This window comes from Vibrio thalassae, assembly GCF_900089835.1.
GTDB classification, from domain to species: Bacteria; Pseudomonadota; Gammaproteobacteria; order Enterobacterales; family Vibrionaceae; genus Vibrio; species Vibrio thalassae.
In genome coordinates this window covers 85946-103388 of sequence record NZ_OANU01000023.1, presented here as the reverse complement: position 1 = coordinate 103388, position 17443 = coordinate 85946, and the positions used below count along the sequence as shown (strand labels likewise).

Genomic DNA, 17443 nt, shown 5'->3' with positions numbered 1-17443 from the left:
GCAAGTTTGCATATTAAGGTGGCCTAATGAACTACCCACAAGCACTACCGCATGGTGAGTTGACTCAAGTATTAGCAAATATTTATTTGGTTACAGGGTCAGTGTCTATGAAAGTGCCACATCCTAAATGGGGGCCGTTTAGTCAGGTCTTTAGCCGAAATATGATTGTAGTTAAACAAGGTGGGGAGCTTATCTTAATTAACTCGGTGAGATTGGATGAAAAAGGTATTGCTGAGTTAGATGAACTAGGTGATGTCAAACACATTATTCGTCTTGCGGCGTTTCATGGTTTTGATGACCCTTTTTACAAAGAAACGTTTGGTGCAACCTTGTGGTCGGTGGATGCCCCTTATTTAAAAGGGTTTTCACTAGAAAAAAGTTCAGAATACTATCGCGCTGACCGAATTCTCAAATCAGGTGATGCTCTGCCAATCAGAAATGCGTCTTATCATGAATTTGCGACGAGTTCGCCCAAAGAGGGTTTAATTCTGATGCAGCGTGACAACGGTATTTTGATATCAGGCGACAGCATGCAAAATTGGTCTCGACCTGATGAATATTTCAATTGGCTAGCGAAATGGATGATGCCAAGAATGGGTTTTATTTCTGCATGTAATTTTGGCCCAGGATGGCTGAAAATGGCGAAGCCAGACTCAAGTGAGCTAATGGAAAAGGCAATGCTAAACTATGACTCTTTGTTACCTGCACATGGCTCTCCCATTGTTGAAAATGCGCGTAAAGGGTTTGTCTTATCTGCTAAACGCTTACAAAGCCGAACTAAAGCTATTGATAATCGTTAAATATTGATTGAATTGATGCTTTATGATGAGACGTAGCGCTCATTAAAAGTAGGCTGCTTTGTTTTTACGTGAGGTTCGTTGCGCACAGTAAATACCCATACACTGGATTACGGTTAGAATGGAAGTACAAAGCGTCAGTTTATCTCGAGTTTTACGCGGCGCTTTTAAAGTCTAATAACATTCACAAAGTTTGCCGATGTGGATTAGATAAACTAATCAAGAGTTCATAAAATTACTTGTAATTAAATTACTTAAAACATTTGACCTTTGTCACGAAATGAGTAAAATTCGCTCTGTCTTTTGAAATGTTATTACATAAGGTAGAGATAATGAACGCAGCACTTCTATCAACATTGGACACTGAGAAAACTACAGAAGTAGAAAAAGCATCAAAATCTTCAACTTCTACTCTAGGTGAGATCGCAACTATCCTAACTATGTATCTTGCGACTTCAGCTGTAGTTTTGTTACTAAGCCTAACTTGGGTTATGTAACCAGCCTTTCAAGGATTTGAAAAGTAAGCGATACTCCCTAAAGCAGTTCATGTGAGTATCGCCTAAGTCTCCCCCTTCTTTAAGAGCTATGGCTCAACCACAACGTATTTACTATTGCTCACCGCAAGAAACCAATTTCCTCTCGAAACAAAGTACTGTTGTCCTCTTTTATTTACTGCTGTTGCCCCTTCAGGGAGCTTTTTCACCATTTGTCCTAGTCGATAACGCCTGTTTGGTGGCTTCTCTACGATAATGTATTTGTGCTTGTCTTTTTTGTAGTAGTGACCTTCAATCAACGCATAGGTAACGCCTGCGATGGCTAGCATAACGGCGGAGTCCGGCAATCTATGTGGCTCATAGTGGTGTACAATGTGAACTTCTTTCTTATGATGTTTGTGCTTTTTCCACGGTTTGTCGAAGTGTTTATGCCAAGTTTCAGCAAAGGTAGGGGAGGACAAAACGCTCAAAAATAAGATGAGTAATAGCGCTTTTTGGGAGAATTTTTTGTTCATGAATGACCTAAGAGATGTGTGTTCTCAGGTCATTGTCTATGTATTCGCGACTGTCGAGTTAACGGCCTGTCAGCAGCTGGTAGGTTTTACATGAAGCGACAATAAGTTAACTTACTTAAATAGTTATCATGAATGCGTTAAGTCTGGATGTGATTGGTAGTATTGATACAACGCATCAATATCAGGGCTACACATTACGGACATAACTTGCTTTAGTGTATCTAGAGGCCAGTTCCACCACTGCATCTCAAGCAATTTATTGATCTGATCTTCGCTGAAACGTTTTTTGATCACCGTATTATGTCCAACCACAATGGCATAGGGCTCTACGTCTTTGGTGATAACCGAACGAGCGCCAATGACAGCGCCATCGCCGATTTTGACACCAGGCATAATCATCGCTTCACTGCCAATCCACACATCGTTGCCAATGACGGTGTCGCCCGCTTTCTGAAAGCCATCTTTGACATCTGCACCGAAGGTTTCTTGTGAGAATGGGAAGGTAGAAATCCAATCAAGTCGATGCCCTTGGTTGCCCGCGAGCATAAACGTTGCCCCTGACGCAAAAGAGCAAAATTTACCGATGATCAGTTTATCGATATCGGTATAAGCACCGCTTTCCCAAAATTCTCTCGTGGGTTTGTCGCCCAGTAGATAGCGCACAGCAATATCTTCGAAGCTCTTGCCATGGTAAAAGCCAGAGTAATAGGAGTAGTCGCCAACCTGAATATTAGGGTTAGTAACCTTGTATTTGATGACTTCGCCCTGAAGCCAGTTAGGAAATGTATGCATGTCTTTCGTTCTTTTTGGTAATGACTCACAAAATCTAGCACGACCTTTAGTTGCTTCCAATGAGCTTGTTGTCGAAGTTTGTATTGCCCACTAAGTTACTTATAACAGTAGACGTAATGAAAGGGGAAAATATGAAAAGATTTCATATTAGACAAATGAATTTGGAAGAGGTGCAGTTAGCGGTGGATTGGGCGGCGAAAGAGGGTTGGAACTCAGGGCTCAATGATGCGCATCAGTACTTCTTTGCTGATCCGTCCGGCTTTTTGATAGGGAGTTTAGACGGTGAGCCGATAGCATGTATTTCTGTGATCAAATATGACCACAGCTTTGGGTTCTTGGGGTTTTATATCGTCAAACCAGAGTATCGGGGGAAAGGGTATGGAATACAAATTTGGCGAAAAGGTATGGCCTATTTAGAGGGTTGCAATGTGGCCTTGGATGGCGTCGTAGACCAACAGGGCAACTACAAGCGATCTGGATTTGCCTTGTCACACCGTAATATTCGCTATCAAAGCCTGACCGCATCATCTTTATATGACCAAGAGACGATCAAGCCCTTGCATAGTGTAAGTTTGGATTTAGCTCAGCAGTACTTGCTTCCCTTTTTCCCGTCGCATCGAGAAGCGTTCTATCAATCATGGCTGTTTCAACCAAACAGTGTGGCTTTGTATGCTGGTACACCTTCTGATATTAAAGGTATTGGGGTTATTCGGCCGTGCAAAGACGGGTATAAAATAGGACCGTTATTTGCTGACTCAATGAGTATTGCAAACATGCTCTATACTGGACTTACTTCGAGTGTTAAGCCAGATCAGCCGGTTTTTCTAGATGTCCCTGAAACCAATAAAGCAGCACTAGAGTTGGCATCAAATCATCAAATGACCGCCTGTTTTGAGACAGCGCGCATGTATACCAAGGGCAGTCCTGATATTGCACTTAGTAAAACCTTTGGTGTGACTTCTTTTGAAATTGGTTAGTGGCCTGAAAGCTCATGTTAAGCGGTGGGTCGTACTTCGTTATCAGTTAGATTGTTGACCCATCGATGGCTGAATACACGCCAAGTAGCCGGGAAAGCTTTGACGATCTCTTCTGATGTCATCATTAATAATACCACTGGAAACGACCAGTCAAAGAACATCGCCCCTAAGGCGGTGAGTGGAACTGCCCACACCCACTGGCAAACAAAGTCCATATTCATGCAAAATTTGTTGTCTCCGCCGCTACGCAAAATCCCCACAATCAAGGTGATGTTGATGCTGCGCATCAAGATACTCAACGCGACAATTGGGAAGCTTAGTGTCATCAAGTCAATAAGATCTGGCGATAGCGCGCCATAGAGCTGCAATATGGCTGTTTGCATTATCAGTAACAGTGCGCCGAGCACAGCGCCAAGAAGAATGGCGGATTTGAATGCCCAGCGTGCGTAAATGGTGCTGAGTCCAAACTGATTCGCACCCAAACTGTTGCCAATCATTATACCCACAGCGCTAGATAAACCATGAGCCACAGAAAGCCCAATAGACTCTAACGGCGTAATCACAGCCATAGTCGCCAGTTCAGTTTCGCCCATGCGGCCAAGAATCAAGTGGAAGGTAAAGATCCCTGCGCACCAGATAAAGGTTCCGACAACAATAGGGTAAGTAATCGTGAAAAACTTACCAACCAGCACTGGTTTAAAGGCATTGGATATATGCTCAAGGCGAATGGCAAGCACAGGGTATCGAGAATAGATAATCGTGATGACGGCAACAAGACGAATACTACGCGCGATCACACTGCCAATGCCTGCGCCAAATAAACCAAGTTTTGGGGCACCAAAGTGGCCGAAGATGAGTACGTAGTTCAACGTAACGTTGAGGCCAATCTCCATGATGGACAGATAAAGATTGATTTGCGTTTGACCAATGGAGCGCAGTGCCGTATCTGCAGCAATGGTTAATCCTGAGAGCAGGGTTGCGATGCCCAGCAGTTGTACATATTGGCTAGAGAGTGCAAGTACTTCGCGACTTGGATTAAATAGTTGAGGCAGTAATTGCGGCGTAAAAAAGCAGATAGCAAAGCAAAGAAAGGCAAATATTTGCGTCACAATGGTGCCTAATGCAAGGTTGTTCTTTAAGCCATGCTCATCTTGTGCGCCCCAATATTGCGCAAGTAAAATCCCCATTCCGGAGCTTAATCCCCAGATGAAAACGATAGAAACCCAAAATATCCTCGCACCAATACCCGCAGCAGCGACTTCCTGCGTACCTAATTGACTGATCATTAAACTATCAACAAACCCCAAGCTGCTCATCAGTAAGCTTTGCAAAGCGATAGGCACGCCGAGCATCAAAATACGTTTGATAAATTCGCTAAAGGTTTGTTGTTGCATCGCTTTCTCCCTGCTGTCTGTTTTATTAAATTTAATAAGAATCAACATGGTATGCAATCAGTTACCTTGGATGAGATGTCGAGTTAGTCGCAATTTTTCTTATATGGAAGCGTTAACCAAGGAGGCTTTTTCTAGCTTGAGGCTAAAGAACAAAGACAGGTGATAAATATTGCGAGAGATATCGCTAACTTGGTGAAATTCTACCTATGATTGCACCAATATGCAGCGCGCCAGAATGAGTATTAAGCTTCAATCTGGAGTTGGTTGAGATAAAAGCCTTAATATTCAGTTGGTTGATGTTGTGTAATTATTCTTATCATATCTGGCATTCTTCTTGAAATATGAAAGTTAGACATAACTATTCATAATAAGGAGATATCCAACATGAACATGACGTTCAAACTTAAACTTGCTGCAGTGAGTGCTTCAATGGCGCTTGTATCGGGTATAGCAGTGGCTGAGGAAGAAACGATTAAAGTCGGAGTATTGCACTCCTTGTCTGGCACCATGGCCATCAGTGAAACCACGCTAAAAGATACCATCTTAATGCTGGTGGAAGAGCAAAATAAAAAGGGCGGTTTACTCGGAAAGCAGCTAGAAGCTGTGGTTGTCGATCCTGCTTCCAACTGGCCATTGTTTGCGGAGAAAGCTCGCGAATTAGTGGAAAAAGAAAAAGTGGATGTGGTGTTCGGTGGGTGGACATCGGTCTCTCGTAAGTCGATGTTGCCCGTTTTTGAAGAGTTAAACAGCATCTTATTTTATCCAGTGCAGTACGAAGGCGAAGAGTCTTCGAAGAATGTGTTCTACACTGGTGCCGCGCCAAACCAGCAAGCCGTTCCTGCCGTTGACTACCTGATGACCGAACTGGACGTCGAGCGTTGGGTGCTGGCAGGGACGGACTATGTTTATCCACGCACGACGAATAAGATCTTAGAAGCTTACTTAAAAGACAAAGGTGTCAGTGAGAAAGACATCATGATCAGTTACACGCCATTTGGTCATTCTGATTGGCAGTCGATTGTTTCAGACATTAAGAAGTTTGGCTCTGAGGGTAAAAAAACGGCGGTGGTTTCTACGATTAATGGCGATGCGAATGTCCCCTTTTATAAAGAGTTAGGCGCGCAAGGTGTCTCTTCGGAGGATATTCCCGTAGTCGCATTCTCAGTAGGTGAAGAAGAGCTATCTGGCATGGATACGTCGGCGTTAGTCGGGCATCTGGCAGCCTGGAACTACTTTATGAGTGTCGACACACAGGCAAATGAAGAATTTGTAGAAACTTGGCAGAAGTTTATCGCGAGTGACAAACGAGTGACGAATGACCCAATGGAAGCACACTACATTGGTTTCAATATGTGGACTCAAGCGGTCACCAATGCGGGTACGACGGATGCAGAACAAGTTCAAGATGCGCTAATTGGTGTTTCGGTGCCGAATCTGTCTGGGGGCTACTCGACTATGCTACCTAATCACCACATTACCAAACCCGTTCTGATCGGTGAGATTCAAGACGACGGGCAGTTTGATATCGTTTGGGAAACTACGGGCTTAGTGGCTGGTGATGCATGGTCAAACTTCTTGCCAGAATCTGCAAAGCTCTATTCTAGTTGGTCTAAACCATTTTCTTGTGGTGCGTTCAACGTCGAAACTGGTAAGTGCTCAGGAAGCGCAAACTAGTTGCTAGACGGTATGGTGCTTTCACGGTTTCTCGTGAAAGCACCTTTTAGATCCTGTCCTCAATGTATTTCAAGAGAGGGCAACACAAAGGACGCATTTCATGAAAAACATAACTCAATTATTGAAAGTGGTCGTGTTCTTAATTTTGAGTACGAATGTCGCGTTGGCAAACGTAAGTGACCGAGAGTCTTTCTCAAAAGTGCTCATAGGAAAAAGCACCCCTCAAAAACAAGCGGCGATGTCTTGGCTCGTGGACCACGAACCCAGCGATGTCGCTAAATATGTGTTAACCGCTTGGCTACATGGCAATCTGTATTATTTCAATGACAAATCGAGTGACCAATACCAACAATTATTTCTATCAAGCGATATCCGCGATGCGGCTCAAATCGTCAGTGCATGGAGCGATACTACTCTCGCTGTCGAGTCTTCTCGCCAGTTCAAAAAAGTTCGGGTGAACAACAAGCTACGAAGCTTAATTCGTTTAGAAATTGCCTCGCTCGGGTTGGATCATGCCGATGCGACGATTCGTTTAAATGCAGTAACAGCATTAGTGGGGCAAACCGACGATGCAGTTATCTCCCGTCTTAAACAAAGAGCCAGTATTGAAACGGAACAAGAGATTGCAAGCCTGTTGCGTCTCGCACTGTCCATTGTCGAAGCTCTAACAGGCAACACCACTGAGCAGCGGATTGCCGCCATTGATGTTCTATCTGACTACAAACAATCGGTAGTGTTATCAACGCTTAATCAAGTGCTGAAAACGGAGACTGACGAACTCGTGCGCAGTGCAGCAGAGCGCGCATTAGACCGCTATCAACAGAGTCAAAAATTCTACTCAGGGGTTGAGACGGTATTTTTCGGGCTCAGCTTAGGCTCGGTTTTGGTACTCGCAGGGATCGGGTTAGCTATCACCTTTGGTGTGATGGGTGTGATTAATATGGCCCATGGTGAGCTGATTATGATCGGTGCTTACACCACCTATGTCATGCAGCAGTTAATGCCAAACCAAATTGGTCTAGCGCTGATTCTTTCTATCCCTATGGCGTTTATTGTCTCTGGACTAGTAGGTATTGCCATTGAGCGAAGCGTCATTCGTCATCTTTACGGTCGACCACTAGAAACCTTGCTAGCGACTTTCGGGATCAGTTTGATCCTGCAGCAAGCTGTGCGCTCCATTTTCTCTCCACTTAATCGCTCAGTGAGCACACCTGATTGGATGTCAGGTGCGCTGCAAGTCAACCCAATGTTGTCACTTACCTATAACCGTCTTTACATCATTTTGTTCTGCATCATGGTGTTTATCGGCTTGGTGATGGTGCTTAAGAAAACCCCACTGGGTTTGCAGGTTCGGGCCGTATCACAAAATAGAGCTATGGCGAGAGCAATGGGCATTCGCTCCGAGAGAGTGGATGCCTTGACGTTCGGGCTAGGGTCTGGAGTAGCAGGAGTGGCAGGAGTGGCGTTATCCCAGCTCACCAATGTGGGCCCGAATATGGGACAAGCCTACATCATAGACTCGTTTATGGTGGTGGTGTTCGGTGGCGTTGGTAACTTGTGGGGAACGCTCGTTGCGGGATTAAGCCTTGGCCTATTCAATAAGATCCTTGAACCTTGGGCTGGGGCGGTATTGGCCAAAATCTTGGTATTGGTATTCATCATTTTGTTCATTCAAAAACGTCCACGTGGTTTATTTCCACAGCGCGGGCGAGCGGCTGAAGGTTAAGGATAACTGACACTATGCAATCTAAATCTTTTGTTCTATCGGCATTAAGGGGAGATAGGGGTGGTCAGCTTACCATTCTGGCTCTCCTAGTTGCTGTTGTTGTCGTGCCACTGGCGAACACCTTGTTGCCAGTAGGTCACCCACTTCATGTTGAAACCTTCACCATTTCACTTATGGGCAAGTATCTCAGTTACGCCATGTTGGCACTCGCTGTGGATTTAGTCTGGGGTTATCTAGGGATTTTGAGTCTTGGGCACGGGGCTTTTTTTGCTTTAGGTGGTTATGGCATGGGCATGTACTTGATGCGTCAAATTGGTGATCGGGGTGTCTATGGTAATCCTATTTTACCGGACTTTATGGTGTTTCTAGACTGGCAAGCTCTGCCTTGGTTTTGGCAGGGCTTTGACCAATTCTGGTTTGCTTGTTTGATGGTAGTGTTGGTGCCTGGTGCTTTGGCTTACGTATTTGGATATCTCGCCTTCCGCTCTCGTGTGTCGGGCGTGTATTTATCCATAATGACTCAGGCTTTGACCTACGCATTAATGCTGGCTTTTTTCCGTAACGAGATGGGGTTTGGTGGCAACAATGGTCTCACTGACTTTAAAGACATCTTGGGCTTTAGCTTACAGCAGGATGCCACCAAAATTGCGCTATTTATGATTACTGGCATCGCTTTGGTGGTGAGTTATGTGGTCTGTCGAACCATCATTAGTAGCCGATTGGGGCGTGTTTCGATGGCGATTCGTGATACTGAGTCACGAACCCGATTTATGGGCTATGACGTTGATGGTATCAAGCTTTGGATCTTTGTGTTATCGGCAGTCATAGCAGGTGTTGCGGGCGCTTTATATGTCCCACTGGTGGGCATCATTAACCCTGGTGAGTTTGCACCTCTCAACTCCATTGAAGTGTTTGTCTGGGTTGCCCTTGGCGGTCGCGCTACCTTGTGCGGTGCCATTGTAGGGGCATTGGTGATCAACTATGCAAAGAGTTGGTTTACGGTCGAGTTTCCAGAAGTGTGGTTGTTTGCGTTGGGTGGGTTGTTTGTCCTCTCAACGATGTATTTCCCTAAAGGTTTGATTGGCTTATTCTCCGACAAAGTTCAACAAATCTGCAAAAAGGCATCTAACCCGAAAACTAAGGCAGAGGAGGTCACAGTATGACGACGCTGCATCGAGCCCAACAACTGAAATGCTCAGTTCAAGAATTGACTCGTCGAGACGAAGTGTTCTCTTTTTTAAAACCGGATCATCACCCCCTAATTGATACTCGTCATAACGTCCTTCTGTACGTGGAAGGGGTCAACAAAAGCTTTGACGGGTTTAAGGCCATCAACGATCTGAACCTATATATCAAAGAGGGGGAGTTACGTTGCATCATTGGTCCCAATGGTGCGGGAAAAACCACCATGATGGACATCATCACGGGCAAAACGAAGCCAGACACAGGGCAAGTCTGGTTGGGCTCTAATATTAACTTGTTAAAAATGAACGAGTCTGAAATTGCCAATGCGGGTGTTGGTAGAAAGTTTCAAAAACCGACCGTTATTGAATGTCTAACCGTTTGGCAGAACTTAGAGTTGGCTATGTCCGGCGTTCGTGGGGTTTGGGGGACGTTTGTTGCCAAACTGTCTGGCAAACAAAAGGACAAGCTAGAGTCAGTATTGACGCTGATTCATTTGCAAGATCATGCCACGTTGACGGCTGGCAACTTGTCTCATGGACAAAAGCAATGGTTAGAGATCGGCATGTTGCTGATGCAAAACCCCAAGTTGTTGCTGGTGGATGAGCCTGTAGCAGGCATGACTCATCAAGAAATGGATCGCACCTCGGAGCTATTGAACTCGCTGACGGGTAAACACTCGGTGGTCGTGGTAGAGCATGATATGGATTTTGTTCGCTCTATTGCCAGTCACGTCACCGTGCTCCATCAAGGACATGTCTTGGCGGAAGGAACCATGGATCAAGTGCAATCTCATCCAGAAGTAAAACAAGTGTATTTAGTGGAATAATATGTTGCAGATCCAGTCATTGAACCAGTTTTATGGTGAAAGTCATACCTTGTGGGATTTGGACATGTCGATTCCGAAGGGTAAGTGCACCGTACTGATGGGACGAAATGGCGTGGGCAAAACCACGCTACTTCAGTGTGTTATGGGGCTTGTGAAAGTCTCAAGCGGAGATATTCAATTAAACGGAGAGTCGCTACTTAAGCATGACGCAGAATCTCGACCTCGTATGGGTATTGGTTACGTTCCTCAAGGACGACAGATATTTCCCATGTTGACCGTTCAAGAAAACCTCGAAGTTGGTCTGCCGATTCGAGAAAAAGGCGATAGACGCATTCCTGAATTTATCTTTGATTTATTCCCAGTATTGAAAGAGATGTTACATCGTCGCGGTGGCGATTTGTCGGGCGGTCAGCAGCAACAACTAGCCATTGGTAGAGCTTTGGTCGTTCATCCAAAGCTGCTGATTCTCGACGAACCTACCGAAGGCATACAGCCCAATATCGTCCAAGAGATTGGTGACATCATTAGAATGTTGAATGAAAAGCTTGGCCTAACAGTATTGCTGGTAGAGCAAAAACTGCCTTTTGCCAGAAAAGTTGGAGACCAATTCTGCATTCTGGATCGTGGTAGGCAAGTTGCGGCGGGTGAGATGTCGACCCTAGACGAAGCGTTAATCAAGGAGTACCTCACAGTATGAGTTCACCAGCGACAAATCAACAAACAATAGACGCCAATCCAAGTAGTGCGGTTCAGGGTCAGCTTGGACAAGTAATAGATGCTCACACTCAATTCGGTTGGAAAGCGAGTCTCGACTTAACCTTTATTGATCGCGGCGATAAAACGGTATTAAAACACCGCTCTCAACAAGGTCCACTCGCTACTCAGCGCCCTCTGTATCCAGAGGGTAACCTTTGCCATACCTACTTGCTCCATCCTCCCGGAGGAGCCGTTGGTGGAGACACTCTACAGATCAGTGTGCATACCATTCAAGGTGCCAAATCACTTATTACCACCCCGGGTGCGACCAAGTTTTATCGTTCGGAATCTAAATACGCCAGGCAGAAGCAAACATTGCATGTTGCCAGCGGCTCTCGCTTGGAGTGGCTACCGCAAGAGAACATCTTTTTTCCTGATGCACATGTTCGCCTTGATACCGAAATCCATTTGGAGCGTGGTGCACAGTTTTTGGGCTGGGAAATGCACTGTTTTGGGCGGCCTGCACTAAATGAGGGATATAGCTCAGGTCATTTGCTCGGAAAAACAGAGGTTTATCTTGATAAGCAATTGCTACTGACTGAAGGTTTGAATGTTCGGGGTGATGATAACTTATTGAAAAGTAGAGGTTTATTGAATTGTCAAATGATGGGGACAGTTTACATTTCAGTTGATGATGAGGATTTTTACCAATTGGTACAGACCTTGCTAAATAACATGCAACAAGAACACAACGAAGGTGCAGTGTTGATTGCTGCGAGCCAGTTAGAAAATTTACTGGTTATTCGTGCCTTAGGAAACTGGAGCGAAGTGATCTTGGCGTGCTTCCAAAAGATCTGGCAGTTGGTTCGCGAGTATTGGACTGGTGACTGTCCTGAGCCTCCAAGAATCTGGGCAACTTGATCGAAATTCAATATTCACAACATAAGGTTATTAAATGGAATTAACCCCAAGAGAAAAGGACAAACTGCTGATTTTTTGCGCCGGGATGTTGGCAAAACAGCGTAAAGAGAAAGGGCTAAAGCTTAATTATCCTGAATCGGTAGCGTTTATTTCAAGTGCCATTTTAGAAGGGGCACGTGAAGGAAAAACTGTCTCAGAACTAATGGATTTCGGACGCACTTTACTCACATCTGACCAAGTTATGGAAGGGGTACCTTCGATGATTCCTGATGTGCAAGTTGAAGCCACGTTCCCCGATGGGACCAAGCTCGTCACTGTCCACGAACCCATTGTTTAGCGGGGGAGTTATGGCAGCATCGACAGCAAAGTACTCGGGCTTTGTCCCGGGACAAATTGAAACCGCAAAAGGCGATATTAAGCTCAATGCGGGGCGAGATACAGTAACGGTGACCGTTGAAAACCTTGGTGACCGACCGATTCAGATAGGTTCTCACTACCATTTCTACGAAGTGAACAATGCACTCAGCTTTGATCGTGAAGCGACGCGAGGATTTCGTTTAAACATTGCCGCCGGTACAGCAACGCGTTTTGAGCCCGGACAATCACGTACAGTGGAGCTGGTTGCCTTTGCGGGTAAACGCGAAGTCTACGGATTTCAAGGTAAGGTCATGGGCAGTTTATAAGACGCCTAACTCAAAACAACAAGGAAGAATAATGGCGAGTATTTCTAGGCAAGCCTATGCAGAGATGTTTGGTCCTACGGTAGGAGACCGAGTTCGTTTAGCGGATACTGAGCTCTGGTTAGAAGTTGAAAAAGATCTCACGGTATATGGTGATGAAGTTAAGTTTGGCGGTGGCAAAGTCATTCGTGATGGCATGGGGCAAAGTCAATTGCCTAGCAGTCAAACGCCAGACCTCGTTATCACAAACGCGCTGATCCTCGACTATTGGGGAATCGTTAAAGCCGATGTGGCGGTGAAAAACGGCCGTATCGCAGCGATTGGTAAAGCGGGGAACCCCGATATTCAGCCCGGTGTCGATATTATTGTTGGCCCCGGAACCGAAGTATTAGCAGGAGAAGGCTCAATTCTTACCGCTGGGGGCATTGATTCACATATCCACTTTATCTGTCCGCAACAAATCGAAGAAGCGCTTGCGTCTGGTGTTACTACCATGATCGGTGGTGGTACCGGGCCGAATACTGGTACTAACGCGACAACTTGTACTCCGGGCCCTTGGAATATGCACCGCATGTTGGAGTCACTCGACCAATTCCCAATGAATTTTGGTTTGCTAGGGAAAGGCAATGCCAGTCAGCCAGAGGCGTTACGTGAGCAGGTAGCCGCAGGTGCGGTTGGCTTAAAATTGCATGAAGACTGGGGAACCACACCTGCTTCTATTGATACTTGTTTGAGCGTCGCAGATGAGATGGACGTGCAAGTGGCGATTCACACCGACACATTGAATGAATCGGGCTTTGTTGAATCGACGCTTGGGGCGATTGGTGACCGAGTTATTCATACCTATCACACTGAAGGGGCGGGTGGTGGTCATGCGCCAGATATCATTAAGGCGGCAGGAGAGTCTAACGTGTTGCCTTCTTCTACCAATCCAACTAGACCTTATACTGTAAACACGGTGGATGAACATCTGGACATGTTGATGGTGTGCCATCACCTTTCTCCTTCGATCGCAGAAGATGTTGCCTTCGCCGAGTCGCGTATCCGCCGTGAAACGATCGCCGCGGAAGACATTCTTCACGATCTTGGGGCGTTCTCTATGATCGCCTCAGATTCACAAGCGATGGGACGAGTTGGCGAGGTGATTACTCGCACATGGCAGACCGCGCATAAGATGAAAGTACAACGTGGCAGTTTGCAGCAAGACTCAAGCTATAGCGATAACTTGCGACTGAAACGTTATATCGCCAAATACACCATTAACCCTGCTATTACCCATGGCATGGCTCATGAAATTGGCTCAATTGAAGTGGGTAAGTTGGCTGATTTGGTGCTTTGGAAACCGGCTTTCTTTGGCGTAAAACCAAGTGTTATTCTCAAAGGTGGCATGATTGCAATGGCGCCAATGGGAGATCCTAACGCCTCGATTCCTACCCCTCAACCTGTTCACTATCGTTCGATGTTTGGTAGCTATGGAAAGGCTTCTCAGCACACGTCGATGTTGTTTGTATCTCAAGCGGCACAAAATGCTGGAATTGCTGAGGAACTCGGATTGGGTAGCCTCATCGGTATTGCTAAACAGTGTCGCACCATCAGTAAAGCGGATATGAAGCTGAATGATTGGCAGCCAAATATTGAAGTGGACTCCCAGACTTATCAAGTCCGAGCGGATGGCGAATTGTTGGTCTGTGAACCAGCGGATGTACTGCCAATGGCGCAGCGCTACTTCTTATTTTAATAAAAACAGATGGTTAAGCATTGAGGACAACACAGTGATAGAGCTAGTAGAGATTACCCAACAACCCACGACTCAGCCCCATGCCTTCTTGAGCTTGCCGATTGACAGTCGAATCAAGAGCCGTTTGAAAGTGATTCTCGATGATGGTCGAGATGCAGGGCTGTTTTTGCCAAGAGGCCATATTCTGCGCGGTGGTGAGCAATTAAAAAGCCGCTGCGGTTTAGTGGTAGAAGTTAAAGCTGCGCCGGAAAAAGTCTCCTCCATCTATTGTAGTGACCTACACCTGTTAACCCGCGTTGCTTATCACCTAGGCAATCGACATGTCCCACTGCAAGTCGAGTTTGGTTGGGTTCGATACCAACATGATCATGTACTGGATGAAATGGTTGAAGGGTTAGGCGCAACTGTCTCAGTAGAGCTTGCTCCGTTCGAGCCAGAAGGTGGGGCATACGGCGGCAAGAGTGGCGGTCATCACCATCCTCACTAATTAATATCTATTAAGCCCAATAACAAGAAAAGGAATATTCAATGAAATCAAAGTTCGCCAAATCAGTGTTCAAGACAACAACAGCGCTGTCATTGTTAACCCCAGCGTGTGCTTTTGCTCATCCAGGCCACGACTCAATGGCATTCACCAGCGGTTTGCTGCACCCCATCACAGGTATTGATCACCTTATTATGCTGGTTGCCTTCGGTTTGTTGGTAGGGTGTTTAACGGTAAGCAAAGCTCAGAAGATAGGCTTACTTGTGGGAGCGCTGATAACTCTTATGGCTGGTTTACTCTCCGGAAATTGGTTTGGTCTAGTCTCTGGTGTGGAGATAGCCATTGTCGCCTCTCTGTTTGTCGTTAGTGCAGCCATCTGGCAAGTGTTTAGCGCATCGCAGCAAATGGTGAAGCTGGCTGTGGGTTTGTGTATCGGCATGATGTTCTTTCACGGGTACGCTCACGGCGTTGAAGCGCAAGGTACACTTGGTCAGTTTTCTATGGGAATGGCGATGGGTGCGACGGTGTTAATGGCTGTCGGAATTCAAATTGGCCATTTAGCCGCTTCACGTTGGATGGCAGTTGGTGTTGCGGCGCTGAGTTCTGCATTCTTAATGGCATCTTAATGTATGGCCTCAAACGCAGCAGAAGATGACGCGATGGTGTCAGACAAAGGCACATCAAATGCAGCCGTTGTTAGCGGTGATGTCTCTAGTTACCGGCTTTTTCAGCTGATAAGCCCATCACTGCCGATTGGCGGGTTTACATACTCGCAAGGATTAGAGTGGGCGGTAGAAGCGTGCTGGGTAACAAATCGCGAATCAATGGAAACCTGGTTAGCGAATATGCTGTTTAACAGTGTTGCGACGTTGGAACTACCCATCCTTGAACGTTTGTATGCGGCGGTAGAGTCAAAAGATAGCGAACAAATACAGCGGCTTACGGAATGCCTCTACAGCAGTCGAGAAACCAAAGAGTTACGGGCAGAAGAGCAGCAGCGTGGCCTTGCTTTGAATACGCTACTCAAGCGTCTGGACGTTGAACTACCAGACATTGAACTCAGTGCTTACCCAGCAACACAGCTTCTCGGACTATGCGTCGCTGCGGTGTACTGGAATATCGAGTTAACCGATTTAAAAAAAGGCTATTTATGGAGCTGGGCCGAAAACTTGGTGATGGCTGGCGTTAAACTGGTGCCACTAGGTCAGACCGATGGACAGTTGGCACTTATCAATTTATCAAACCATTTTGCTGAAACATTAGCAATTGCACAGGCGACCGAAGAGTGGATGATTGGCAGCTTTACTCCTGCGGTATCCATCGCCAGCAGCCTACACGAAACACAATATACCAGACTGTTTCGTTCTTAGACGAAACAGCGGAGGAGATAGGAAAGACTATGGAAAGTTACAAACAACCATTACGAATTGGCATTGGCGGTCCTGTTGGGTCGGGCAAAACCGCACTACTAGAAGTACTCTGTAAGGCGATTCGCGATAAGTTACATATCGCCGTAGTAACCAATGACATTTATACCCAAGAAGATGCCAAAATCCTGACACGAGCAGAAGCACTGGAACCCGATAGAATTATTGGCGTAGAGACAGGTGGTTGCCCCCATACGGCAATTCGTGAAGATGCGTCGATGAACCTTGCGGCGGTAGAGGAGTTGGCAAAGCGCCACAAAAATCTCGATGTGGTCTTTGTTGAAAGTGGTGGCGACAACTTGAGTGCGACCTTTAGCCCAGAGCTTGCAGACCTTACCATCTACGTTATTGATGTAGCGGAAGGAGAAAAAATTCCCCGTAAAGGTGGCCCCGGTATTACCCGTTCAGATCTATTGGTTATCAATAAGATTGACCTTGCCCCCTATGTTGGAGCTTCACTTGAAGTGATGGAACAAGATACGCAAAGAATGCGTCCTGTGAAGCCTTATGTGTTCACGAACCTTAAAGAAAGCAAGGGACTAGATACCATCATCGACTTCATTTTAACAGAGGGTATGCTTGAGTTTCATAGTTAAGAATTCGCTCCCTTAACCACGAACCGCAGAACGAAAATCCCGCATTATTGGCCATTGTGGCTTACACTTCTTATAGTTAGTCTCTCTAGCGGGATTGTTATGATACAAGCAAAATTGATGGTTTGGATAACGGCACTGATCTTTTTTGGATACGGCGCTTTGTTTACACTCTCTCCCAATGCGTTATTTGAACGCGTCACCGACAGCGCTCTGTTTTCCTATTCTGCCAGTATTGATGTGCGTGCAACCTATGGCGGTATGTCTGTCGCAGTCGGCATCATTCTCATTCTTCTGGTCATAAAAGACGAAACACTGAAAGTGTCGGTGGTCGCGTCCACGCTGTTGGCCGGCTTTATGGCATTTGCTCGCACAATGGGTATAGCCATTGAGTCTCAACCCAACGACACTATGTTGCTGTACTTACTCGCAGAAGCTTTTTTCACATTCTGGGGACTATTTATTCTTTGGAAGCTGCCAAAGAGAAGGTTTTACTTTAAATAGTTGCGAACAACAAGGAGAGC

The 17443-nt window shown here is 45.9% G+C and carries 20 protein-coding genes; 17 read left to right on the top strand and 3 right to left on the bottom strand.

The window, feature by feature from the left end:
- Positions 1 to 26: 26 nt before the first annotated feature.
- Together VTH8203_RS09545 and VTH8203_RS24490 are read left to right on the top strand one after the other, a co-directional pair.
- Positions 27 to 800 (top strand): hypothetical protein, encoded by a 774-nt coding sequence (locus VTH8203_RS09545; RefSeq protein ID WP_096993465.1) that lies wholly within the window; start codon positions 27 to 29, stop codon positions 798 to 800.
- A 329-nt stretch (positions 801 to 1129) separates the two neighbouring features.
- Entirely contained in the window at positions 1130 to 1294 is a 165-nt protein-coding gene (locus tag VTH8203_RS24490; protein WP_156020246.1) for a hypothetical protein, read from the top strand.
- 86 nt (positions 1295 to 1380) lie between these two features.
- Here the strand turns inward: VTH8203_RS24490 and VTH8203_RS09540 are convergent, their stop codons facing one another.
- Together VTH8203_RS09540 and VTH8203_RS09535 are read right to left on the bottom strand one after the other, a co-directional pair.
- A complete protein-coding gene (locus tag VTH8203_RS09540) occupies positions 1381 to 1806 on the bottom strand; it encodes a DUF6515 family protein (RefSeq protein ID WP_096993464.1) in 426 nt (141 codons plus the stop codon).
- Positions 1807 to 1932: 126 nt separating this feature from the next.
- The gene (locus VTH8203_RS09535; RefSeq protein WP_096993463.1) at positions 1933 to 2598 is read right to left on the bottom strand and encodes a CatB-related O-acetyltransferase; all 666 of its coding nucleotides are present in this window, start codon (positions 2596 to 2598) and stop codon (positions 1933 to 1935) included.
- A 131-nt stretch (positions 2599 to 2729) separates the two neighbouring features.
- On the opposite strand from VTH8203_RS09535, the gene VTH8203_RS09530 reads away from it, so the two are divergent.
- Complete coding sequence (locus VTH8203_RS09530; protein ID WP_244181181.1) at positions 2730 to 3575, top strand: GNAT family N-acetyltransferase; 846 nt, start codon at positions 2730 to 2732, stop codon at positions 3573 to 3575.
- Positions 3576 to 3592: 17 nt separating this feature from the next.
- On the opposite strand, the gene VTH8203_RS09525 is transcribed toward VTH8203_RS09530, so the two are convergent.
- A complete protein-coding gene (locus VTH8203_RS09525; protein ID WP_096993461.1) occupies positions 3593 to 4969 on the bottom strand; it encodes an MATE family efflux transporter in 1377 nt (458 codons plus the stop codon).
- Positions 4970 to 5353: 384 nt separating this feature from the next.
- Here VTH8203_RS09525 and urtA point away from each other — a divergent pair, with 384 nt between their 5' ends.
- The 14 genes from urtA (at position 5354) to VTH8203_RS09455 (ending at position 17423) form a co-directional block, all read left to right on the top strand.
- Entirely contained in the window at positions 5354 to 6643 is a 1290-nt protein-coding gene (urtA, locus tag VTH8203_RS09520) for an urea ABC transporter substrate-binding protein (protein WP_088878837.1), read from the top strand.
- A 100-nt stretch (positions 6644 to 6743) separates the two neighbouring features.
- Positions 6744 to 8369, top strand: a complete 1626-nt coding sequence (urtB, locus tag VTH8203_RS09515; RefSeq protein WP_096993460.1) for an urea ABC transporter permease subunit UrtB — start codon at positions 6744 to 6746, stop codon at positions 8367 to 8369.
- Between the two features lie 14 nt (positions 8370 to 8383).
- A complete protein-coding gene (urtC, locus tag VTH8203_RS09510; RefSeq protein ID WP_096993459.1) occupies positions 8384 to 9532 on the top strand; it encodes an urea ABC transporter permease subunit UrtC in 1149 nt (382 codons plus the stop codon).
- Positions 9529 to 10380 carry an urea ABC transporter ATP-binding protein UrtD gene (gene urtD / locus VTH8203_RS09505; RefSeq protein WP_096993458.1) on the top strand — a complete coding sequence of 284 codons (852 nt, stop codon included), beginning with the start codon at positions 9529 to 9531 and terminating at the stop codon, positions 10378 to 10380. The genes urtC and urtD overlap by 4 nt, the downstream gene beginning before the upstream one ends.
- Position 10381: 1 nt before the next feature.
- Positions 10382 to 11077, top strand: a complete 696-nt coding sequence (urtE, locus tag VTH8203_RS09500) for an urea ABC transporter ATP-binding subunit UrtE (RefSeq protein WP_096993457.1) — start codon at positions 10382 to 10384, stop codon at positions 11075 to 11077.
- The gene (locus VTH8203_RS09495) at positions 11074 to 11997 is read left to right on the top strand and encodes an urease accessory protein UreD (protein ID WP_208617730.1); all 924 of its coding nucleotides are present in this window, start codon (positions 11074 to 11076) and stop codon (positions 11995 to 11997) included. Before urtE ends, VTH8203_RS09495 begins: the two co-directional genes overlap by 4 nt.
- A 34-nt stretch (positions 11998 to 12031) precedes the next feature.
- Positions 12032 to 12334: an urease subunit gamma gene (gene ureA / locus VTH8203_RS09490; RefSeq protein ID WP_006074658.1), complete on the top strand. Its 303-nt coding sequence runs from the start codon at positions 12032 to 12034 to the stop codon at positions 12332 to 12334.
- 10 nt (positions 12335 to 12344) lie between these two features.
- Positions 12345 to 12680 (top strand): urease subunit beta, encoded by a 336-nt coding sequence (locus tag VTH8203_RS09485; RefSeq protein WP_096993456.1) that lies wholly within the window; start codon positions 12345 to 12347, stop codon positions 12678 to 12680.
- Positions 12681 to 12711: 31 nt separating this feature from the next.
- Positions 12712 to 14415, top strand: coding sequence for an urease subunit alpha (gene ureC / locus VTH8203_RS09480; RefSeq protein WP_096993455.1), 1704 nt, complete (start codon positions 12712 to 12714; stop codon positions 14413 to 14415).
- 34 nt (positions 14416 to 14449) lie between these two features.
- Positions 14450 to 14902 carry an urease accessory protein UreE gene (gene ureE, locus VTH8203_RS09475; RefSeq protein ID WP_096993454.1) on the top strand — a complete coding sequence of 151 codons (453 nt, stop codon included), beginning with the start codon at positions 14450 to 14452 and terminating at the stop codon, positions 14900 to 14902.
- A gap of 41 nt (positions 14903 to 14943) precedes the next feature.
- Entirely contained in the window at positions 14944 to 15525 is a 582-nt protein-coding gene (locus VTH8203_RS09470) for a HupE/UreJ family protein (protein ID WP_096993453.1), read from the top strand.
- Positions 15526 to 15558: 33 nt separating this feature from the next.
- Entirely contained in the window at positions 15559 to 16269 is a 711-nt protein-coding gene (locus VTH8203_RS09465) for an urease accessory protein UreF (RefSeq protein WP_096993542.1), read from the top strand.
- A gap of 29 nt (positions 16270 to 16298) precedes the next feature.
- Positions 16299 to 16922 carry an urease accessory protein UreG gene (gene ureG, locus VTH8203_RS09460; protein ID WP_006074664.1) on the top strand — a complete coding sequence of 208 codons (624 nt, stop codon included), beginning with the start codon at positions 16299 to 16301 and terminating at the stop codon, positions 16920 to 16922.
- A gap of 99 nt (positions 16923 to 17021) precedes the next feature.
- Positions 17022 to 17423 carry a DUF4345 domain-containing protein gene (locus VTH8203_RS09455; RefSeq protein WP_096993452.1) on the top strand — a complete coding sequence of 134 codons (402 nt, stop codon included), beginning with the start codon at positions 17022 to 17024 and terminating at the stop codon, positions 17421 to 17423.
- Positions 17424 to 17443: the final 20 nt, after the last annotated feature.